Genomic DNA, 19,873 nt, shown 5'->3' on the forward strand with positions numbered 1-19,873 from the left:
CCTCAGGGGTCGCTCTTTGCCATTTGGGTGACCTGGAAAACGCAGCCGTCGCTCACAAGCTGCGGACGCGTCGCACAGAGCCCCCGCGCCACGTTCCACGCCGCCAGCACCTTAGGCACATAGTCGCGCGTCTCCGCATAGGGCGGCACACCGTCATTGCGCTTCACCGCGTTCTCGCCCGCATTATAGGCCGCGATCACCATCAGCGGATCGCGGTCGAATTCCTTCATCAGCCAGTCGAGATAGCTCACCCCGCCCGCGATGTTCTGCGCGGGGTCCTTGCTGTCTTCGACGTCGAACCGCTCGGCGGTGGCCGGGATCAGCTGCATCAGCCCCACGGCCCCTGCATGGCTTTGCACGTCATGCCGTCCGCCCGATTCCACCGCAATCATCGCCAGCACCAGCGCAGGCGAGACCTCTGTCCCGATGGTGGAGCGCAGAATATCGGTGCCATGAGCGCGCGCGATCTTCGCCAGATCGTTGAGCCGCGGCTCGCGCACCCGCGTGCCTTTCGGCCCCTGCGACAGCGCGGAGATCGCCTGATCGAACCGCCCCGCCCGCTCTCCAAGGCGCGGCGAGACCTTCTTCCAATACCAAGCATAATGCGCAGGCGCGCGCGGCGTGGGCGTAGAGGCCGGAGCATCGCCCGTCGCGCTGTCCTCTTTGGCAGGCGCTGTTTCCGGCTCCCAAGGCTGCTTGGCCATCGCGGCAAGCTGGCGCTTCTGTTCCTCGGGATCGATCTGGATCGTGATGAAGCGCTTGGTGCCCGGCGCAGGCGGCTTGACCGTCTTGGGCTTCACGCTCTTGAAGACGGGGGCTGCAGGCTCGGCCCCCACGGGCGCGACCACGGCCACCATCGCACTGCAGAGAATCCCTGCGAAAACCTTGCGCATCTGCGCCACCTGCTCACTGCCTCGCGCGGCTCTCGAGGGCCGCTTTGGCCCGACTATCCCCGAAAACCCGGAAAAATTCCAGAAAATCCGCCGTTTTCAGGCCGACGAATCGTGGTTTGACGGCCGAAACTCGGACGCAAAATGCAAATCTCACAAAAATTCAGTTTTTTGTTTCTTTAATTAACAATGACTTAGCGCCTTCGTCAGGCAGGATTTTCATTTTCGCGAAATCGCCTGCGATGCGCCCAAATCGCGCCACGTTCCGGGGGCCATATGTCCCCATACCGCGAGACGGAAACCGGCACGGACGCCAACCGAGACCGCGGGGCAGAGACAAACCTTAGGAGAGACACCATGATGAAGTTTTTCAAAATCAAGAAGTTCCACGACGAAGAAGACGGCGCTGTGACCGTTGACTGGGTTGTGCTGACCGCTGCTGTCGTCGGCCTCGGCGCTGCTGCGCTGGCCCTGGTCCGCACCCAGACCGCTGGCCTGTCGGGCAAAATCGCCCAATACCTCGACGGCGCGGAAGTCACCCAGTCGTTCGACGGTAGCGAAGTGTCCGGCGGCATGGCGGATGGCTTCCTGCCGACCACCACCACGACCGACTCGACCGGCGGCTAATCGCCAGACTTGAGATTGACGTTACGGGCCGCCTTCGAGCGGCCCGTTGCATTTCGAAAGAGCCCAATGCTTCGGGGGCACGCGGGTGCGTCGCTGACGCGTTCGTGAAAAATCCCTCCGGCCGCCGCAATTCGGACATGACGTTTGGGTACCCATTTGAACGCAACGCTCTTAGCACGCAGAGAGGGGATTACATGAGCAACCGGTTTTGGAAATTAAAGCCCATGCTGCGCGACGAAGACGGCGCGGTCACGATCGATTGGGTCGTGCTAACATCGTCTCTCGTTGCCCTGGGCTTCATGGCGACTGCATTGATTTGGCAGGAGACCGCCGGCGCATCCGGCAAAATCTCGAAATTCATCGACGAGCAAGAGGTCGTCCCGGCCTTCGCGGTTGAAGAACTCAGCGACGGCTAGGCCGGCTAATTCCACGCCGAGACCGTTCATACGACAACGTTTCGCCATTTTTCTCTGCAATTAAACGACTCTCGTCGCGGTATTGTCGCCGTTCAGAAAACAGAAGGATGAACCAATGCGACTGATCTTTGTTCTCTTCCTTGTCGCAGGCGTCGGCCTCGCGGGAGTGGCAGTCATGATGGCGCGGGGGCAAATTGCACAGTTTCAAGCCGAACGCGATCAGCTGGCCGCGCTTCAAAAAGACGCGCCGAAACTTGCCGATGTAGTCGTGGTCCGCAAGCCGCTGAGATACGGCGAGCAATTCGGACCGAAGGATCTGGCCGTGATCAAGATGCAGGCCAATGCGGTCCCGCAAAATGCCTTCACCGTCATCGCGGCAAAGGAAGGCACGCCGGAAGCAGCACGTGCCGCGTTCTTCGAAGGTGACACCCGCGAACGCGCGTCGATGCGCGCACTGACACCCGGCGAAGTACTTCTGGCCTCGCGCGTGACGCAACCCGGTCAGAATGCCGGTATCATGGCGAGCCTTCCTGACGGACGCCGCGCCTTTACGATCCAGGTGTCCTCGACCTCGGCTGTCTCGGGCTTCCTGCGCCCGGGCGATCTGGTCGATGTCTATTGGTCCGGCCAGATCGGCAGTGAGCCGGTGACCAAGCTGATCGACCGCAACCTTAAACTGATCGCGATCGATCAGAGCACCGATCCTGACCGCACGAAAGCCACCCAAATCGCCCGCTCGGTCACCGCCGAAGTCAGCCCCGAGCAGGTCGCGGCCCTGACACTCGCGCAGAACACCGGGCGCCTGACCCTCTCGCTCGTCGGCCTCGACAACAGCGCACAGCTTGGCCAGATCGAAATCAACCGTGACGAGCTGCTTGGCATCCAGAAAGACGAGGTCAAAAAGGTCGAGAAGGCTGAGGTCTGCACGATCAAGACCCGCAAGGGCACGGAAGTCATCGAGACGCCGATCCCCTGCACCAACTAAATAAATGACAAATATCAGTCATTTGCGCGGGGTCCTTCGGGGCCCCGCTTTTACATGTGACCGTTTATCCACATCAAGAACGGCGCTCAATCCATTGATTCTTGCAAAAAAACAGGTCTTGGCGCATTCTCCTTTGCAATAACGGACCAAAACAGTCCCTAAGCAGACAAAAGATTTGCGAGTGGCGTGATCGGAGAGGCAGGGTCACAGATGAAATTGAAAACCTTAATGCAGGCCTGCCTATGCGGCATGGCGCTGAGCGTCGCGGTAATGAGCCCGGCGCAAGCAGACACGTTGCGGATTCTGTCCGGGGCAACTCAAGCTCCGCTGACGGTTCCGTTGAACCGCGCGGTGGTCGTGGAAAGTGACACGCCGTTTTCGGAACTCTCGATCGCCAATCCCGGCATCGCGGACATCCAGACCCTTTCGGATCGCTCGATCTACGTGCTGGGCAAGGTGCCGGGCCGGACGACGCTGACGATCCTTGGTGCCGATGGCAAGCTGGTTTCGAATGTCGACGTTCAGGTGACCCCGGACCTCGCGGAGTTCAAGGAACGCCTCAAACAGATTCTGCCGGGCGAGAACATCCAGGTCCGCACTGCGAATGACGGGATCGTCCTTTCGGGTACGGTCTCCTCGGCGCAGAAACTCAGCCGCGCGCTGGAACTGGCCAATCGCTACGCGCCGGACCGGGTGTCGAACCTGATGATGGTTGGCGGTACGCAGCAGGTGATGCTGAAAGTGCGCTTCGCAGAGATGCAGCGCTCGGTCGCGAAAAGCCTCAGCTCCTCGATCAATGCCAGCGTTGGGCCGAACGGAACCTTGGGCGCGGGTGCGGGCTTCGGCGGCACGAGGACCACCACCGCAACCGCACCCGCGCAGACCTACGACAACGGGATCGGCATTGGCATCGGCCGCGGCACGTTCCAGCTGGGCGTTCTCATCCAAGCGCTGGAAAACAAAGGCGTGGTGCGCACCCTCGCGGAACCGAACCTGACGGCGCTTTCCGGCCAGTCCGCAGACTTCCTCGCCGGTGGCGAATATCCGATCCCGGTGCTCAACAACGGCGATGTCTCGATCCAGTACAAACCCTTCGGCGTCGAGATGTCCTTTACGCCGCGCGTGGTGGACGGTGACGTGATCAACCTCGAAATCGCCGCCTCGGTCTCCTCGATCGACACGGCGAACGGCTATACGAGCGGTACGTTCAACGTCAGCGCCTTCAAGAAACGCTCGACCTCGACCACGGTCGAGATGCGCGACGGCGAAAGCTTCGCGATCGCGGGCCTCCTTCAGGACGACTTCAACGATTCCGTGGGCCAGATCCCGTGGCTCGGCGATGTTCCGGTGCTCGGCGCGCTGTTCCGCTCGACCGAATTCGAACGCAAGCAATCCGAACTGGTGATCATCGTGACGCCGCATCTTGTCTCGCCCGTCAAGGGTGACACGCTGGCGCTGCCGACGGATCGCCTGAAGCCGCCAACCGAGTCCGAGCTGTTCCTCAACGGCAGAACCTCGGGCGGCAAAGCGCCGCAAAAAGGCCCTGCCGCGGAAGTCGCCAAGCAGGACTTCTCCGGCTCCTATGGCTATGTGATGGAGTGAGCGAGATGGCTGGAAACATGAAACTACGCACTCTCGCGATCACCGTCGGCACCATGGCTGTGCTGGCTGGCTGTTCGGAAGGCACCAAGACCTTCAACTCGGAGGTCGGCTCGACCACGGAAGGGTCGCTGGGCTTCGGCTCCGCCATCGCGCAGAATCAGGCGATGATGAGCGGCAGCCAAAGCTACGTCATCAACATGACGCGCAAATTCGCCGCTGACGTGCCCAACACGGTGCATTTCGCCTTTAACTCTTCGGTGCTCGATGCGCAGGCGCGCAATGCGCTGCTGATGCAGGCGAACTGGATCCGGCAGAACCCGGAAGTGCGCTTCCGCGTCTACGGACATACCGACCTTGTCGGCTCCAACGCTTATAACAAGGCTCTGGGGCTGCGCCGCGCGCGGGCCGTGGTGAATTTCCTCGTCGCGCAGGGCATCTCCCGCTCGCGGCTCGAGGCGCTCGTGTCCTACGGCGAAACGCATCCGCTGGTCTACACGCAGGCTCCGAACGAACAGAATCGCCGCACCGTCACCGAGGTCTCGGGTTTCGTGACCAAGGGCAAACCGATGCTGCTCGACGGCAAGTACGCGGCGGTGATCTATCGCGACTACATCGCCTCGGCGAGCGCCGGGGGCGAAGGCAACTAAGGCTCTGGATTCACCTATTTGTCTCGCTGCGGCGAGACGACACAGTACCGAACGGCGGGCGCTTTCAACAAAGCCCGCCGTTTTTCTTTATCGTCTCTCTTTATCCCACAATTGAAACAGTCTGGCCCCAATGTCGCCCAGATTGGAAACGAGATTGATCCTCGACGGAATAGGCGCGTCCAGCGAGTCGCGTCCGGTCTGCGGCGTAGCAACAGAGTTAACCGAACCCCGCCGCGGGTCACGAAAAAGAGGACAGAGGCAATGACTGCAGCAGCTATCATGACTTCGGAGCCGGCCCCGATTCAGGCGTGCACCGTGTCACGCGATGTGTCGAATTTCGACCTGTTGATCGAGGATATGGAGACCGAGCTTGGTGAAAGCTGGGGCGATCTTACCTTTGACGAAGCGGCAATCTTCCTGAGCCAACCCGATGCGGAGCAGCTCGAGTTCATCGCGATCGCCGTGGACGGCGAAGACGAGGATGAGCTGACCAAGATCTCCGGCATCATCACCGAGGCCAAGGACCGAAATATTCGCGTCATCCTGATCGCCGACGAGGTCAGCCCGATCGCGCTGCATCAGCTGCTGCGCCTCGGGGCCGATGATTTCGTCCCCTACCCGCTTCCCGAAGGCGCGCTCCATGACGCGATCGAGCGTCTGGGCCAAGCTGCACCGCCGCCCGAGATGTCGACCCCAATGCACGCCCCGACCTTTGCGGCGACCGGCAACCATGATGGTGTCGTTCTTCCGGTCCACGGCCTTTCGGGCGGTGTCGGCGCGAGCACCTTCGCGATGAACCTCGCCTGGGAAATGGCGACGATCCACGACGGCAAAAAGAAGAAGAAAGCGCCGTCGACCTCGCCGAAGGTCTGCCTGCTCGATCTCGACCTGCAATTCGGCGCTGCGGCGACCTATCTCGACCTGCCGCGTCGCGAGGTGATCTACGAGATGCTCGCCGATACCGAGCATATGGATAAGGAAACCTTCCGGCAGGCGATGCTCAGCTTCAACGACAAGCTCGATGTGCTGACCGCGCCGACCGACATGCTGCCGCTCGATCTGCTGAGCGGCGAGGATCTGGAGCGCCTGATCGACATGGCGCGCGCGCATTACGATTTCGTCGTGATCGACATGCCCTCGACCGTGGTCAGCTGGACCGAGACGGTGCTGAACAAGGCGCATCTCTACTTCGCGCTCATCGAACTGGACATGCGCTCGGCCCAAAACGTGCTGCGGATGCAGCGCGCACTGAAATCCGAAGGGCTGCCGACCGAGAAGCTGCGCTACGTGCTCAACCGCGCGCCGAAATTCACCGATCTGAACGGCAAGGCCCGCGTGAAGCGACTGGCCGAGAGCCTCGATATCTCGCTCGAACTGCTGATGAGCGATGGCGGCAAACAGATCACGCAGGCCAACGACCACGGGCTTCCGCTGGCGCTTTCGGCGCCGAAAGTGCCGCTGCGCAAGGAATTCCAGAAGCTTGCCGGCTCGCTGGTGGAGCTGAACGAAGCCGTCGAAGCGGCCGCCTGACCCGAAAGGACACGTCCAGATGTTTTCGCGCTACAAGAAAGACGGGGCAAAGCCCACCAACGGCAAGGCCGCCCCCCCGCCGCCCGCGCCCGGTGCCGCCAAGCCGCCGCCGATCGACGCTGCGCCGAAAACGCAGGTGGTCCATCGCAAGATGGGCCCCGCGAAGGTCGCAGCCGACCCGGTGGCCGTCGACAAGGAGAAGAAGCGCAAGCAGCGCCTTCAGGAACTCAAGGTGGAGCTGCACAAGCGGCTGTTGGAGAACCTGAACCTTGCCGCGCTCGAGCACGCCTCCGAACGCGAACTGCGCGCAGAGATCGCCGACATCACCGCCGAGGCGATGACCGAGCTATCGGTCGCGCTGAACGCGCAGGACCGTCAGGCGCTGCAGCAGGAGCTTTACGACGAGGTCATGGGTCTCGGCCCGCTCGAGCCGCTGCTCAAGGACGAGACCGTCAACGATATTCTGGTCAACGGCCCGCAGCAGATCTTCATCGAACGCGATGGCAAGCTCGAACTGAGCGACATCACCTTCAAGGATGAACGCCACCTGCTGCGCATCATCGACAAGATCGTGTCGGCCGTGGGTCGTCGCGTCGATGAATCCAACCCTTACGTCGACGCCCGTCTCGCTGACGGCTCGCGTTTCAACGCGATGGTGCCGCCGATCGCGGTGGACGGCTCGCTCGTCTCCATTCGTAAGTTCAAGAAGGACAAGCTCGGGATCGACGATCTCGTCAATTACGGCGCCTTCACCGAGGAAATGGCGGCCTATCTGCAAGCCGCGGTCGCGACGCGTCTCAACGTGATCGTCTCGGGCGGGACGGGCTCGGGTAAGACGACGACGCTCAACGCGCTGTCGTCCTTCATCGACAACGCCGAGCGCATTCTGACGATCGAGGACACGGCCGAACTTCAGCTGCAACAGACCCATGTGGGCCGGATGGAAAGCCGTCCGCCCAACGTCGAAGGCAAGGGCGCAGTCACCCAGCGCGACTGTCTCAGGAACGCGCTGCGGATGCGTCCCGACCGTATCATCGTCGGCGAAACGCGCGGCGAGGAAGTGATCGACATGTTGCAGGCCATGAACACCGGCCACGACGGGTCGATGACCACGATCCACGCGAACTCCGCCCGTGACGGCGTGGCGCGTCTGGAAAACATGATCTCGATGTCGGGCATCGAGATGCCGATGAAGGCGATGCGCAGCCAGATCGCGTCGGCTGTGAACCTTATCGTGCAGGCCTCGCGTCTGCAGGACGGCTCGCGCCGCATGGTCTCGGTGACGGAAGTCACCGGCATGGAAGGCGACGTGATCTCGATGCAGGAAGTCTTCCGCTACGAGCGTCTCGGCCTCGCCCCCGACGGCAAGATCATCGGGCGCTTCACCGCGACCGGCGTTCGCTCGCATTATTCCGATCGGTTCCGGCAATGGGGCTACGACCTGCCGGCTTCGATCTACGAACCCGTGCAGGACTAAGGACCCCCCGCCATGGCGACCCCCATTATCTACCTGCTGATCTTCGTCGCAGTGCTGCTGCTTGTCGAAGGCGTCTATCTGCTGTTCTTCGGCAAGTCGATCTCGCTCAACAAGCGGGTCAATCGCCGCCTCGAGATGCTCAACAAGGGTGAGCGGCGCGAAGAGGTGCTGGAACGTCTGCGCAAGGAAGCGACGCAGCATAACGATGCGCGCTCGATCCCGCTCTATTCGCTGCTGGCCGACAAGGCGCAGAAGGGCAATATCGCCTTCTCGCCGATGGCCCTGATCGGCATCATGGCCTTCGCCTGTTTCGCCGCTTTCATCGCGCTCACGGTGGCCTCGCAGGCGGGTCTCTTCATCCGTATTTTCCTCTCGCTTTTCATGGGCGTGGGCGGCGTGTTCTTCTGGGTCAGCTCGAAGGCCAAGAAGCGCATGGCGCTGATGGAGGAGCAACTTCCTGATGCGGTGGAACTGATGGTGCGCAGCTTGCGCGTGGGCCACCCCCTGGCCTCAGCGATCCAGGCGGTCGCACGCGAAATCCCCGATCCGATGGGCACCGAGTTCGGCATCATCGCCGACGAGGCTGCCTATGGGCGCAACGTGGCCGAGGCGATCTCGGAAATGGCCGAACGTCTGGATATGCAGGATCTGCGCTTCCTCGCGGTTGCGGTGTCGATCCAGCAGACCTCGGGCGGCAACCTCGCCGAAGTTCTCGAAGGCCTGTCGAAAGTCATCCGCTCGCGCTTCCGGCTGTTCCGCCGCGTGAAGGCGATCACCGCAGAGCCGCGCTGGTCGGGCATCTTCCTGTCGGCCTTCCCCGTCGTGGTGATGGTGATCATTCAGGTCGTCTCGCCCGATTATTACGACGAGGTCAAAACGACCGCCGCCTTCATCCCGGCCGCCATCGTGGTGTTCCTGCTGCTCGGCGCCAACGTGATCTTCATGAAGGTCATGACAACCATCAAGGTCTGAGGAGAGCCCAATGGATTTCGCTGCCATCAACCAGATGCTGACCGATGCGCTCGGGCCGATGGGGCCGATGATCGCACTGGCGGCGCTCGGCGGGCTTCTGGTGCTCGCCGCGATCCCTGCGCTCCTGAAGAAGCGCGAGGATCCGTTCGACAAGATCCGTGGGAAAGCCCCGCGCCAGCCGCGCCAGAATACCGGCGGCAACGCGGATAAAACCAACCCGAAGCTGCGCGACACCCAGAGCGACAAGCTGCAGAAATACTCGGCCTTCCTCGAGCCGCAAAACGCCGAGGAACTGTCGGAGTCGCGCAAATGGCTGCAATCGGCCGGCTATCGCGGCCCGAATGCCGTGCGCACCTTCCACGCGGTCCAGTTCGCGGCGGGTATCGGCCTGCTCGCGCTCGGCTCGCTCTATGTCGTGCTCTACAACTCCGGCGCGCCCGAGGGGCAAAGCATGGGGATGCTGGGCACGGTGCTCTGGGTGCTCGGCCCCGGCGGCGTCGGATATTACGGCCCGAAATACTGGGTGAACAAACGCGTAAAAGCGCGCACCGACGAGATGCAGAACGGTTTCCCGGACTCGCTCGACATGCTGCTCGTCTGCGTCGAGGCGGGCCAGTCGCTCGATCAGGGGATCATCCGCGTCTCGAAAGAGCTGAACAAATCCTACCCGGCCCTGTCCGAGGAATTCGCGATGGTCGCCCACGAGATCAAGGCCGGTCTCGACAAGTCGACCGTGCTGCGCAATTTCGGCGAACGCTCGGGCGTGCCGGATATTGCGAGCTTCGTGACCGTGATGATCCAGTCGCAGCAGTTCGGCACCTCGATCGCCGAGGCCCTGCGCCTCTATGCCGCCGACATGCGCGACAAGCGGATCATGCGCGCCGAGGAAGCCGCCAACAAGATCCCCACCAAGATGACGCTGGGCACGATGATGTTCACCGTGCCGCCGCTTCTGATCATTCTTGTTGGCCCGTCGATCCATGATATGCTTGAGAACTTCAAGAATATGGGCATTTGACGGCATGATCCCAGAGCGCCGCGGCCTGATACTGGCCGCGCTGACAGTAACCACACTGGCCGCCTGCAACCCGGGCGGCCTTTCGGCTGAGAAACGGGGCGCTTTCGCCCCCGGCACCAAACCCGGTGCGGAGGCGGTCGACGGGCTTCTCGTCGGTCACCGGCTGATGGAAGCGGGCGAATACGAGCTTGCTCTGAAAGCCTATTACCGCGCGGCGGGCCAGCATGGCGCCACGGCGGAAATCCTCTCGGGCATCGGCTCGGCCGACCTGAAGCTGGGGCGTCTGAATCAGGCCGAACAGATGCTGCGCCGCGCGACCGAGGCAGATCAGACCTTCGTGCCGGCATGGAACAACCTTGGCGTCGTTCTGATGGAGCGCGGCAAATACGCCGAAGCCGCGCGCGTCTTCAAACTCGCCTTCGCGCTGGACAGTGGCCAATCGGACGCGATCAAGCAAAACCTCAAGCGGGCGCTCGCAAAAATAGAAGAGCCGGGTTACGCTGCGCCACAGGACAAGCAGTTCACGCTCGTCAGGAAAGGGGTCGGTGACTACCTGCTGCTGACGAAGCACTGAGGCTCGAGCAAAAAGGACGCAGGTAACATGCGCCACCCGATCTTTCTGGCAGCCTTGGCTGGCTGCGCGATGACTCTCTCCGGCTGTATGGGCAATAACAGCGACGCCGAAGTCGCCCGCGCGATGAAAAGCGTGAATGCCGTTGATGAGACCAACCTTACGGACATCATGCTGACGGTCGCCGATCCGAACGAGGCCGTGACCTATTTCACCCGGCTGTCCAACGACCATCCCGATCGGATCGACGCCAAGCGTGGGCTCGCGAAATCCTTGGTGCGCGCGCAAAAGCCCGTGCAGGCCGTGAAGGTCTGGCAAGAGGTTCTCACGATGCCGGGCGCGACCAATGACGACCGCGTGTCGCTGGCCGAGGCGCAGATCCGTTCGAATGACTGGGCCGGGGCGAAGGCCACGCTGAACACCGTGCCGCCGACGCATGAGACCTATGACCGCTACCGCCTCGAAGCGATGGTGGCCGATAGCGATAAACAGTGGAAAAAGGCCGACAGCTTCTACGAGACCGCGGCGGGCCTGACCACGAAGCCCGCGGGCATCTACAACAACTGGGGCTTCTCCAAGCTCAGCCGCGGCGATGCCGCAGGCGCCGAGAAGCTGTTCAAGGAAGCGCTCACCTACGATCCGACCCGCTTCACCACGAAGAACAACCTCGTGCTCGCGCGGGCCAGTCAGGGCAAATACGACCTGCCCGTGATCGACATGACCCAGACGGAACGCGCACAGCTTCTGTATACGGCGGGTCTGGCCGCGGTGAAGCGCGGCGACGTCAATATCGGTAAGACGCTGTTGCAAGACGCGATCGACACCAATCCGCAGTATTTCGCGGAGGCCGACCGGGCGCTGAAGGCGCTCGATCAGGGATCGTCGAGCGCGCTGAAAGGCTAAGGGAATGCTCGGTCTCGCTCCGCCACTTTCGGCGCTGATCTTTCTGGTGCTGATCACCCCGGTTTGCGCCTGGGTGGTCTTCACCGACCTCAAATACATGAAGATCCGCAACAAGGCAGTGCTGGCGCTTCTGGTGATCTTCGCTTTCGCGGGGCCGTTCCTCTTGCCGATCGACGTCTATGCCTGGCGGTGGAGCCATGCGCTGGTCGTCTTTCTTGTCGGCTACATCCTGAACCAGATCGCGCATTTCGGTGCGGGCGACGCGAAATTCGCAGCCGCCGCCGCGCCGTTCTTCTCGCATGAACTGTTCGACGTGCAGCTGACGATGTTCCTGCTCTGCGCCTTCCTGCTTGCGGCCTTCGCCGCGCACCGGATCTTTCGCGCAATCCCCGCCGTGGTGAAGGCCACGCCCGATTGGGTGAGCTGGAAGCGCAAGGACTTCCCGATGGGGCTGGCGCTGGTCGGCACGCTCTGGGCGTATCTGCTGCTCGTGGCGTTGGGCTGATTGTTCAGCCCCGCGATCGGGTATCGCGGCGATTACCCGGTTTTTCCAACATTTGGCCACAATCACCGGCAAGATTGGCCCGGACCGATCTTAGCCCCCGCGCAGGACCAAAGCGGGGTGCACAGCCGAGAGGACGCGCCAGATGAACATGATGACCTCGAATGTCATCGCCCCGGCCCCGCCGCGCGCGCTGGAGGAAACCGGGCTGAACGTCGTGATGATGCGGGACATCCTGCTCAAGACGATGTTCCGCACCAATACGGACACGGCCTCTGCGCTGTCCAAGCTGGTCTGCCTTCCGATAACGATGGTGCAGGACCTGATCGACATGTGCCGCAAGCAGGGCCTGTTGGAGGCGATGGGCACGCTGCATGCCAATTCCGGCGGCGAGATGGGCTTCCAGCTATCCGACACCGGCAAGGCGCGCGCGCTCGATGCGCTGGCGCAGTCGGAATATTACGGCGCGATGCCGGTGCCGCTGACCGTCTATCGCGAACAGGTGAAGCGCCAGTCGATCCGCAACATCCAGCTGACCCGCCAGCAGCTTCTGGGCGCGATGGGCCACCTGATCCTGCCGCCCGACCTGATCGGTCAGCTTGGCCCGGCGGTCTCCTCGGGGCGCTCGATCCTGATGTACGGCCCGCCCGGCAACGGGAAATCCTCGATCTCGAACGGCATCCGCGACGCGATCGGCGACAATATCTTCATCCCCCGCGCCATCGAATATGCGGGTCAGATCATCACCGTCTACGACCCGATCGTACACACCCCCGTTCCGGTCGAGGAAGACGACCCAACCTCGCTGCGCAAGCGCGGGATGCAGTTCGATCAGCGCTACGTCTATTGCGAGCGCCCGACCGTGATCACCGGCGGTGAACTTTCGCTCGACATGCTCGACCTGAAATACAACGCAACTGCGCGCACCTATACCGCGCCGCTGCAGTTCAAATCGGCTGGCGGCGTCTTCATCGTGGACGACCTTGGCCGTCAGGCCGAGCCGCCGCAGAAGCTCGTGAACCGCTGGATCGTTCCGCTGGAAGAGAACCGCGATATCCTCTCGCTGCAATCGGGCGAGAAATTCGAGGTGCCCTTCGACACGCTCGTGATCTTCTCGACCAACTTCCACCCGAACGAGATCTTCGATAAGGCGGCGCTGCGTCGTATCTTCTTCAAGATCAAGATCGACGGGCCGAACCAGTCCGACTATCTCAAAATTTTCCAGATGATGGCGAAGAAGCGCAACATGCCGCTCGACGAGAAGGCGCTGCTGCATCTGCTGAAGGTGAAGTACCCCACCATCGACAATATCTACGCGAACTATCAGCCGGTCTTCCTGATCGACCAGATGATTTCGATCTGCGAATTCGAGGGCATCCCCTATCAGATGACGCCGGAGCTGGTGGATCGCGCCTGGGACAACATGTTCGTCAGAGACGAGGTGATCGTCCACTAAAGGCGCTACTGGGCGGCCATCCCATCGGTATCGGGCGCGCGGAACCGCGCCGCCTCGACCTGCAGCTGGTAGGTGCGCGAGACGGGCACCTCTACGCCATCGGCCATCTGCAGGAAGACGCGCCCCTTCTCCTTGCGCATGCCGCGCACCGCATCACGCGCGACCCAATGCGAGCGATGGACCTGCAGGCCCGGCGCGCCCTCGGTCTCGGCAATCGCATCGGCAAGCCGGATCAGCAGGCTCGTCTCCCCGGCTTCGGTCACCACGTCGACATAGTGGTCATTCACCGCGAGGCGGATCAGCGGTGCGCGCAGGTCAGGCTCGAGCCGATACAGCAAACGCGGCGTGGGCGAAGACAGAGCCCCCTTACCCGCTGCCTCAACGTCCCGGCGGGCCTGCTTCTCCGCAGCGTCCACTGAAGCCTCCTGCGTCCGCTTCGGGCGCCCCTGCTGAGGCGCCATCCAGTGCCGCAGTGTGGAGCCTGCCATTGAGAGGCCGAGGATATAGCCCGCCATGTGGAATATCTCGAACCCCCGGAAGTTGGGCTTCGCCGCAAGCAGCAGAACGAGCAGGTAAAGCGGCACAGTCAGTACCAAAGCGGAAAGGCCGGCAAGCGTGGGCGCCTCGTAGCGGAACCGGCGCAAACCCAGCTTCCGCCGCACAAAAATGCGGATCGCCGCGCCAATCAGGATGCCGACCGCGACACTGAGCGGCCAGAAAATCACGCGCGCACCGAGCGACATGGATTCGAGAGTGTTGAACGGGCCGGCCACGATGCCGAATAGCGATGCCACGACCCAGATCACCGGCAGAGCCGGGATCTTCAATGCCCGCCAATATATTTTCCAGAAACCTGCCATTGCCGTCACGCCCCAATGACGCTTGGGTAACGCAAGCGTTACGGTTCCGACAACGGCAAAGGCCGCTTACCCCACCCAACCTGTGGAAATCCTTACCTACCTTTGTCAGGCAGTCAAACCCTCAGGTTCGGGCAGGTTGTTCGCGCGGCAGCAGGCGGTGACCGTGTTGGCCAGAAGGCAGGCGATGGTCATCGGGCCGACGCCGCCCGGCACCGGGGTGATCGCGCCCGCGACCTCCTTGGCGCTGTCGAAATCGACATCGCCCACCAGCCGGGTCTTGCCCTCGCCCTTCTCGGGCGCGTCGATCCGGTTGATACCGACATCGATCACGGTCGCGCCGGGCTTCACCCAGTCGCCCGGGATCATGCGCGGGCGGCCCACGGCGGCCACGAGGATATCGGCGCCCCGGCAGACATCGGCGAGATCCTTGGTGCGGCTATGCGCGATGGTGACGGTGCAGCTGTCGCGCAGCAGCAGTTGCGCCATCGGCTTGCCGACGATGTTCGAGCGGCCCACCACGACGGCATTCAGCCCCGAGAGGCTGCCCAGTTGGTCGCGCAGCATCATCAGGCAGCCCAACGGCGTGCAGGGCACCATCGACTTCTGCCCGGTGCCCAGAAGGCCCACATTGAGGATATGGAAGCCATCGACATCCTTCGCGGGGGTAATCGAGTTGATCACCTTCTCCTCGTCGATGTGATCGGGCAACGGCAGCTGCACGAGGATGCCATGCACCGCCGGATCGGCGTTGAGCTTCTCGACCAGCGCCAGCAGATCGGCCTCGGAGGTCTCCGCGGGCAGCTTGTGCTCGTAGGAGTTCATCCCGGCTTCGAGCGTCTGCTTGCCCTTGTTGCGCACATAGACCTGGCTGGCCGGGTCTTCGCCCACCAGCACCACTGCGAGCCCCGGCGTGATGCCGTGTTCCTCTTGCAGCCGGGTGACATGCTCGGCCACTTTCTCGCGCACGCTCGCTGCGAAGGCCTTCCCGTCGATGATCGTCGCCGTCATTTCATTCCTCCGTCACTCCGCCGCCGCGAAGGTCGTGCGGTAATGGTCCATCTGCATGCGGGTCGCGCGGACCGCGTTGTTCATCAGCGTCGAGACCGTGACCGGCCCCACCCCGCCCGGCACGGGCGTGATCCAGCCCGCCACCTCGGCGCAGCTGTCGAAATCTGCGTCGCCCACGGTGCGCCCCTCGACCCGGTTGATGCCGATATCGATCAGCGCCGCGCCGGGTTTGAGCATTTCGCCATGCACCAGCCCCGGCTTACCGACCGCGACGAACACGGCATCGGCGGCGCGCGAATGCACCGAGACCTGCCGCGTCATGTGGTGGCACACGGTGACGGTGGCGCCGAGCCCCATCATCAGGAAGGCGATCGGCTTGCCCACGATCTCCGAGTGGCCGATCACGCAGACATTGAGCCCTTCAGTCTGGAGCGGCAGGGATTTCAGGATCTCCACGGCCGCAACGGCGGTGCAGGGGCCCAGTTCCAGCTCGTTATAGACGATGTTGCCGATCGAAGCGGGGTGCATCCCCTCCACGTCCTTGAGCGGATGCACCGCCTTCTGCAGCACCTTGACCGGGATATGCGCGGGCAGCGGGCGCTGGATGATGATGCCGTTGACGCGCGGATCGGCGTTCAGACCGGCCAGCACGCCCTGAAGCTGTTCGAGGCTGATCGTCTCGGGGTAGTTGCGCACCTCGAAGGCCACGCCGGCTTTCTCGGCGTATTTCTTCTGGTTGCGCACATAGAGTTCGGCCGCCGCGACATCGCCGACAGAGATCGAGACGAGGCGCGGCGCCCAGCCTGCCTCCGAGAGCTGCTGCGCCTCGGCAAATGTTTCGTCCAGCTTGCCCTGCGCAAACGCCTTTCCGTCAATGATCGTGGCGCTCATCGGGATCTCCCTTGCCCAGAACCTGTTCTTCCTGCGCGATGAAATGCTCGATCATCTCGCGCCACAGACGGTCGGCGAGATCGGGATCGAGCCCGGCAGGACCGGCAGCCGCGCGCACTTTCGCCACCACGTCCTCGACCCGGTTGGGGATACGTGCAGGCCAGCCATTTTCCTGTTTGAGTTCCGCCGCACGGGCGATCAGCCGGGTGCGCGCGGCGAGCATCTCGACCAGCTCCCGGTCGAGCGCATCGATCGCGACGCGCAGCTCTTCCATCGTGTGCAGGTCTGACGGAGATTTCATCGGCAAGGCTCCCGGAACACTCGCGCCCCCTATCGCAGCTTGGCCCAACAAGCTCAAGACCGCGCCCCTAGAACAAACCCGTGATGCGGCCTTCGGCATCGAGGCCGATCGTCTCCGCAGCCGGGTGCCGGGGAAGGCCCGGCATGGTCATGATCTCACCGCAGATCACCACGACGAACCCCGCCCCCGCCGAGAGCCGCACTTCGCGGATCGGCAGCGTATGGCCCGAGGGCGCCCCGCGCAGCGTCGGGTCCGCGCTGAAGGAATACTGCGTCTTGGCCACGCAGATCGGCAGGTTGCCATAGCCCGCCGCTTCCCAGTCGCGAAGCTGGTTGAGGATCTTCTGATCGGCATAGACGTCGCTCGCGTGGTAGATGCGCGTGGCGATGGTTTCGATTTTCTCAAACAGCGGCATGTCATCGGGATAGAGCGGCGCGAATTGCGACGGGCTCTCGGTCAGCGCGACGATCTTCTCCGCCAGCGCCTCGGTCCCCGCGCCGCCTTCGGCCCAATGGGTGCACAGAACCGCCTCCACGCCCTGCGCTTCGGCGGCGGCGCGCACTGCTGCGATCTCGTCTTCGGTATCGGCGGTGAAGCGGTTGATCGCGACCACGACCGGCACACCGAATTTCTTCATATTCGCGATGTGACGCGCGAGATTGGCGCACCCCGCCTCGACGGCGGCCACGTTCTCCGCGCCGAGATCCGCTTTCGCGACACCGCCATTCATCTTCAGCGCCCGCACCGTCGCCACGACCACCGCAGCATTCGGGCTCAGCCCGGCCTTGCGGCATTTGATGTCGAAGAACTTCTCCGCCCCCAGATCGGCCCCGAAGCCTGCTTCGGTGACGACGTAATCGGCCAGTTTCAGCGCGCTTTGCGTCGCGATCACCGAGTTGCAGCCATGCGCGATATTGGCGAAGGGCCCGCCATGCACGAAGGCGGGCGTGCACTCCAGCGTCTGCACGAGATTGGGCTGCAGCGCGTCTTTCAGCAGCACCACCATCGCGCCATCGGCCCCGATCTCCGCGCAGGTGACGGGTGAGCGGTCGCGGCGATAGCCTACGACGATCCGACCCAGCCGCTCCTGCAGATCCGTCAGATCGCGACTGAGGCAGAGGCATGCCATGACCTCGGAGGCCACGGTAATGTCGAAGCCGGTCTGGCGCGGAAAGCCGTTCGAGACGCCGCCAAGGCTGACGACAATATCGCGCAGCGCCCGGTCGTTCATGTCGAGCACGCGCCGCCACGTGATCCGGCGCGCGTCGATCTCGAGCGCGTTGCCCCAGTGGATATGGTTGTCGATCATCGCCGAGAGCAGGTTATGCGCCGCCCCGACCGCGTGGAAATCGCCGGTGAAATGGAGGTTCATCGACTCCATCGGCACGACCTGCGCGTAGCCGCCGCCCGCGGCCCCGCCTTTCATCCCGAAATTCGGACCGAGCGAAGCTTCGCGCAGGCAGATCGCGGCGCGCTTGCCGATCCGGGAGAGCCCGTCGCCGAGGCCAACTGTCGTGGTGGTCTTGCCCTCGCCCGCAGGGGTCGGCGAGATCGCGGTGACGAGGATCAGCTTGCCGGTCTCGCGCTCGTCCAGACCCGCGATGAACTCCGCCTCCAGCTTCGCCTTGTCGCGGCCATAGGGGATCAGCGCGTCTTCGGGAATATCCAGCTTCGCCGCGATTTCCGGCATCGGGCGCAGCGTCGCGGCACGGGCAATCTCTAAGTCACTCGTCATCGGGTCCTCCTGCTGAGGGAGGGTAGCCATTTGACGGCGCAGTAAAAGGGAAAGAAGCGACCGTTGCGGGATTAAATCGCCTCAGCGGACCTCGTCCATCAGCTCCCAGGCGCGCTGATCGGGAATATGCAGCCGCAGCGTTTCGCCCACCACCAGACGACCGGGACGCTCCACCCATGCGGTCACGCCGCGCCGACCTTGGGCGGCCGGTTTGTAGCGTTTGCCCTTCTCGGGATAGTGCTCTTCGATCACCCGGCCCGGGAGGACACAGGGGCGGTTCTCCATATCCACCACGAAGGTCAGCCCGGTCTCGTTCTGCAGCCGCGCCGAGGGCGGGATATGGGTCAGGTCCGGCAAACCGCGCAGCACGATCGTCGCGCCAACCCAAGAGGGATCGATCTCCGGAACGCCCATCGCGAAGGCGGTCTCGGCCAGTTCCTCCGCCGAGAGGATCGTCAGCTGGCGGACATTGGCGATCTCGGTGCCCTTGGGATGCTGATCGGTCACCCGCGAGCAGGAAGGGCGCGTGCGCCCGCCATGCAGCTCTCCCACGGGACCGTCGAAGGTGAAGTCGATCTCTTCGACCGGGGTCGAGGTCAGTTGTCCCTCGGTGGTCACCAGGCCGAGCCAGACGACCTCCCCTTGATACTGCGTGGGTTTCAGCGCGGCCATCAGCCCCTCTTTGACAAGACGACAAACAGACGACGGAACGGGAAAAAGACGCTGCCGTCGTCCCGCAAAGGATAAACCGTCTCGAGCGCGGTTTCATAGCGTTCGATGAGAACCTGCGCTTCAGTGTCGCCTAGGAGCCGCAGGAAAGGACGCATCGCCGTGCTTTCCGTGAAGCGGCGGACCGGATGCGCGCCCGGCGTGGGTTCCAACTCTTGCAGATATTCGGTGTGCCAGATATCGACCTCGCCCAGAGGGCTAAGCATTTTCGCGTAATCCACCGCAGGGGCCACGGGCGGCACCCAGCCCGCGAAGTTGAACCGGTCGGGGAACATCTCCTGCGACAGCTCGCGCAGGATGCGATGCGACGGCGCGCCATGCTGCGCGGGCATCTGCACCGCCAGAACGCCGCCCTCGCGCAGCTCTCCGGCCAGACGCGGAAACAGCGTGGCGTGATCGGGCAGCCAGTGCAGCGCGGCGTTCGAGAAGATCATCGCCGGCGGCTTGTTGGGCGCCCATTCGGAAATGTCGACGAGATCGCAATGGTGATAGGCGCCGGTCGCCGCGGCGCGCTTCAGCATCGCCTCGGAATTGTCGACACCCACGATTTTGCGCTTGGGGTAGTGGTGGTTCAGCGCCTCGGCCACCGCACCGTTGCCGCAGCCCAGATCGATGATCTTGCCGCGCTCGGGCAGTTGCGGCACCCGGGCCAGAAGGTCGAGTGCCGGGCGCAGCCTCAGATTGCGGAACCGCGCATAAGCGTCTGGGTCCCAATCGGCTGCGCCCGGCACTGAAGCGTCACGCGTGACCATT

General features: G+C 63.1%; 21 protein-coding genes. 13 read left to right on the top strand and 8 right to left on the bottom strand.

The window, feature by feature from the left end; all coding sequences use genetic code 11:
- Positions 1-2: 2 nt before the first annotated feature.
- Entirely contained in the window at positions 3-893 is an 891-nt protein-coding gene (locus BMI85_RS16680) for a lytic transglycosylase domain-containing protein (RefSeq protein ID WP_078602075.1), read from the bottom strand.
- A gap of 354 nt (positions 894-1,247) precedes the next feature.
- Between BMI85_RS16680 and BMI85_RS16685 the strand changes: the two genes are divergently transcribed.
- The 13 genes from BMI85_RS16685 (at position 1,248) to BMI85_RS16745 (ending at position 13,596) form a co-directional block, all read left to right on the top strand.
- A complete protein-coding gene (locus BMI85_RS16685) occupies positions 1,248-1,517 on the top strand; it encodes a hypothetical protein (protein ID WP_078602076.1) in 270 nt (89 codons plus the stop codon).
- 194 nt (positions 1,518-1,711) lie between these two features.
- Positions 1,712-1,933: a hypothetical protein gene (locus tag BMI85_RS16690; protein ID WP_143595147.1), complete on the top strand. Its 222-nt coding sequence runs from the start codon at positions 1,712-1,714 to the stop codon at positions 1,931-1,933.
- A gap of 115 nt (positions 1,934-2,048) precedes the next feature.
- Positions 2,049-2,918, top strand: coding sequence for a Flp pilus assembly protein CpaB (gene cpaB / locus BMI85_RS16695; RefSeq protein ID WP_078602077.1), 870 nt, complete (start codon positions 2,049-2,051; stop codon positions 2,916-2,918).
- Positions 2,919-3,128: 210 nt separating this feature from the next.
- The gene (locus BMI85_RS16700) at positions 3,129-4,520 is read left to right on the top strand and encodes a type II and III secretion system protein family protein (protein WP_078545230.1); all 1,392 of its coding nucleotides are present in this window, start codon (positions 3,129-3,131) and stop codon (positions 4,518-4,520) included.
- A gap of 17 nt (positions 4,521-4,537) precedes the next feature.
- Positions 4,538-5,167, top strand: coding sequence for an OmpA family protein (locus tag BMI85_RS16705; protein ID WP_078545228.1), 630 nt, complete (start codon positions 4,538-4,540; stop codon positions 5,165-5,167).
- Between the two features lie 261 nt (positions 5,168-5,428).
- A complete protein-coding gene (locus BMI85_RS16710; protein ID WP_078521890.1) occupies positions 5,429-6,697 on the top strand; it encodes an AAA family ATPase in 1,269 nt (422 codons plus the stop codon).
- A gap of 19 nt (positions 6,698-6,716) precedes the next feature.
- Positions 6,717-8,174, top strand: coding sequence for a CpaF family protein (locus BMI85_RS16715; RefSeq protein WP_078571446.1), 1,458 nt, complete (start codon positions 6,717-6,719; stop codon positions 8,172-8,174).
- Positions 8,175-8,186: 12 nt separating this feature from the next.
- Entirely contained in the window at positions 8,187-9,146 is a 960-nt protein-coding gene (locus tag BMI85_RS16720) for a type II secretion system F family protein (RefSeq protein ID WP_078602078.1), read from the top strand.
- A 10-nt stretch (positions 9,147-9,156) separates the two neighbouring features.
- Positions 9,157-10,164, top strand: a complete 1,008-nt coding sequence (locus BMI85_RS16725) for a type II secretion system F family protein (RefSeq protein WP_078602079.1) — start codon at positions 9,157-9,159, stop codon at positions 10,162-10,164.
- Between the two features lie 4 nt (positions 10,165-10,168).
- On the top strand, positions 10,169-10,738 hold the full coding sequence (locus BMI85_RS16730) for a tetratricopeptide repeat protein (protein ID WP_078602080.1): 570 nt from the start codon (positions 10,169-10,171) through the stop codon (positions 10,736-10,738).
- 27 nt (positions 10,739-10,765) lie between these two features.
- Positions 10,766-11,638: a hypothetical protein gene (locus BMI85_RS16735; RefSeq protein WP_078545222.1), complete on the top strand. Its 873-nt coding sequence runs from the start codon at positions 10,766-10,768 to the stop codon at positions 11,636-11,638.
- 4 nt (positions 11,639-11,642) lie between these two features.
- Positions 11,643-12,143, top strand: a complete 501-nt coding sequence (locus tag BMI85_RS16740) for a prepilin peptidase (protein WP_078602081.1) — start codon at positions 11,643-11,645, stop codon at positions 12,141-12,143.
- Between the two features lie 142 nt (positions 12,144-12,285).
- Positions 12,286-13,596: an ATPase gene (locus BMI85_RS16745; RefSeq protein ID WP_078602082.1), complete on the top strand. Its 1,311-nt coding sequence runs from the start codon at positions 12,286-12,288 to the stop codon at positions 13,594-13,596.
- Between the two features lie 5 nt (positions 13,597-13,601).
- Here BMI85_RS16745 and BMI85_RS16750 read toward each other — a convergent pair whose 3' ends face one another.
- The 7 genes from BMI85_RS16750 to BMI85_RS16780 all read right to left on the bottom strand — a co-directional run bounded on the left by BMI85_RS16750 (position 13,602) and on the right by BMI85_RS16780 (position 19,872).
- Entirely contained in the window at positions 13,602-14,423 is an 822-nt protein-coding gene (locus tag BMI85_RS16750) for a LytTR family DNA-binding domain-containing protein (RefSeq protein ID WP_210402371.1), read from the bottom strand.
- Between the two features lie 138 nt (positions 14,424-14,561).
- Complete coding sequence (gene folD / locus BMI85_RS16755) at positions 14,562-15,464, bottom strand: bifunctional methylenetetrahydrofolate dehydrogenase/methenyltetrahydrofolate cyclohydrolase FolD (RefSeq protein ID WP_078540244.1); 903 nt, start codon at positions 15,462-15,464, stop codon at positions 14,562-14,564.
- 12 nt (positions 15,465-15,476) lie between these two features.
- Complete coding sequence (locus BMI85_RS16760) at positions 15,477-16,355, bottom strand: bifunctional 5,10-methylenetetrahydrofolate dehydrogenase/5,10-methenyltetrahydrofolate cyclohydrolase (protein WP_078602084.1); 879 nt, start codon at positions 16,353-16,355, stop codon at positions 15,477-15,479.
- Complete coding sequence (locus BMI85_RS16765; RefSeq protein ID WP_078602085.1) at positions 16,336-16,656, bottom strand: chorismate mutase; 321 nt, start codon at positions 16,654-16,656, stop codon at positions 16,336-16,338. The genes BMI85_RS16760 and BMI85_RS16765 overlap by 20 nt, the downstream gene beginning before the upstream one ends.
- Before the next feature lie 67 nt (positions 16,657-16,723).
- Positions 16,724-18,391 carry a formate--tetrahydrofolate ligase gene (locus BMI85_RS16770; RefSeq protein WP_078602086.1) on the bottom strand — a complete coding sequence of 556 codons (1,668 nt, stop codon included), beginning with the start codon at positions 18,389-18,391 and terminating at the stop codon, positions 16,724-16,726.
- Positions 18,392-18,472: 81 nt separating this feature from the next.
- Positions 18,473-19,063 (bottom strand): sulfurase, encoded by a 591-nt coding sequence (locus BMI85_RS16775; RefSeq protein WP_078521914.1) that lies wholly within the window; start codon positions 19,061-19,063, stop codon positions 18,473-18,475.
- Positions 19,063-19,872, bottom strand: a complete 810-nt coding sequence (locus BMI85_RS16780; RefSeq protein WP_078602087.1) for a methyltransferase domain-containing protein — start codon at positions 19,870-19,872, stop codon at positions 19,063-19,065. The genes BMI85_RS16775 and BMI85_RS16780 overlap by 1 nt, the downstream gene beginning before the upstream one ends.
- Position 19,873: the final 1 nt, after the last annotated feature.

Origin of the sequence: Thioclava sp. DLFJ4-1, from assembly GCF_002020145.1 — a bacterium.
Lineage (GTDB): Bacteria > Pseudomonadota > Alphaproteobacteria > Rhodobacterales > Rhodobacteraceae > Thioclava > Thioclava sediminum.

Bases quoted from the DNA above. Each gene is read 5' to 3' on its own strand.
- BMI85_RS16680 (WP_078602075.1), bottom strand. From the start codon at position 893: ATGCGCAAGGTTTTCGCAGGGATTCTCTGCAGTGCGATGGTGGCCGTG.
- BMI85_RS16685 (WP_078602076.1), top strand. From the start codon at position 1,248: ATGATGAAGTTTTTCAAAATCAAGAAGTTCCACGACGAAGAAGACGGC.
- BMI85_RS16690 (WP_143595147.1), top strand. From the start codon at position 1,712: ATGAGCAACCGGTTTTGGAAATTAAAGCCCATGCTGCGCGACGAAGAC.
- cpaB (WP_078602077.1), top strand. From the start codon at position 2,049: ATGCGACTGATCTTTGTTCTCTTCCTTGTCGCAGGCGTCGGCCTCGCG.
- BMI85_RS16700 (WP_078545230.1), top strand. From the start codon at position 3,129: ATGAAATTGAAAACCTTAATGCAGGCCTGCCTATGCGGCATGGCGCTG.
- BMI85_RS16705 (WP_078545228.1), top strand. From the start codon at position 4,538: ATGAAACTACGCACTCTCGCGATCACCGTCGGCACCATGGCTGTGCTG.
- BMI85_RS16710 (WP_078521890.1), top strand. From the start codon at position 5,429: ATGACTGCAGCAGCTATCATGACTTCGGAGCCGGCCCCGATTCAGGCG.
- BMI85_RS16715 (WP_078571446.1), top strand. From the start codon at position 6,717: ATGTTTTCGCGCTACAAGAAAGACGGGGCAAAGCCCACCAACGGCAAG.
- BMI85_RS16720 (WP_078602078.1), top strand. From the start codon at position 8,187: ATGGCGACCCCCATTATCTACCTGCTGATCTTCGTCGCAGTGCTGCTG.
- BMI85_RS16725 (WP_078602079.1), top strand. From the start codon at position 9,157: ATGGATTTCGCTGCCATCAACCAGATGCTGACCGATGCGCTCGGGCCG.
- BMI85_RS16730 (WP_078602080.1), top strand. From the start codon at position 10,169: ATGATCCCAGAGCGCCGCGGCCTGATACTGGCCGCGCTGACAGTAACC.
- BMI85_RS16735 (WP_078545222.1), top strand. From the start codon at position 10,766: ATGCGCCACCCGATCTTTCTGGCAGCCTTGGCTGGCTGCGCGATGACT.
- BMI85_RS16740 (WP_078602081.1), top strand. From the start codon at position 11,643: ATGCTCGGTCTCGCTCCGCCACTTTCGGCGCTGATCTTTCTGGTGCTG.
- BMI85_RS16745 (WP_078602082.1), top strand. From the start codon at position 12,286: ATGAACATGATGACCTCGAATGTCATCGCCCCGGCCCCGCCGCGCGCG.
- folD (WP_078540244.1), bottom strand. From the start codon at position 15,464: ATGACGGCGACGATCATCGACGGGAAGGCCTTCGCAGCGAGCGTGCGC.
- BMI85_RS16760 (WP_078602084.1), bottom strand. From the start codon at position 16,355: ATGAGCGCCACGATCATTGACGGAAAGGCGTTTGCGCAGGGCAAGCTG.
- BMI85_RS16765 (WP_078602085.1), bottom strand. From the start codon at position 16,656: ATGAAATCTCCGTCAGACCTGCACACGATGGAAGAGCTGCGCGTCGCG.
- BMI85_RS16770 (WP_078602086.1), bottom strand. From the start codon at position 18,391: ATGACGAGTGACTTAGAGATTGCCCGTGCCGCGACGCTGCGCCCGATG.
- BMI85_RS16775 (WP_078521914.1), bottom strand. From the start codon at position 19,063: ATGGCCGCGCTGAAACCCACGCAGTATCAAGGGGAGGTCGTCTGGCTC.
- BMI85_RS16780 (WP_078602087.1), bottom strand. From the start codon at position 19,872: ATGGTCACGCGTGACGCTTCAGTGCCGGGCGCAGCCGATTGGGACCCA.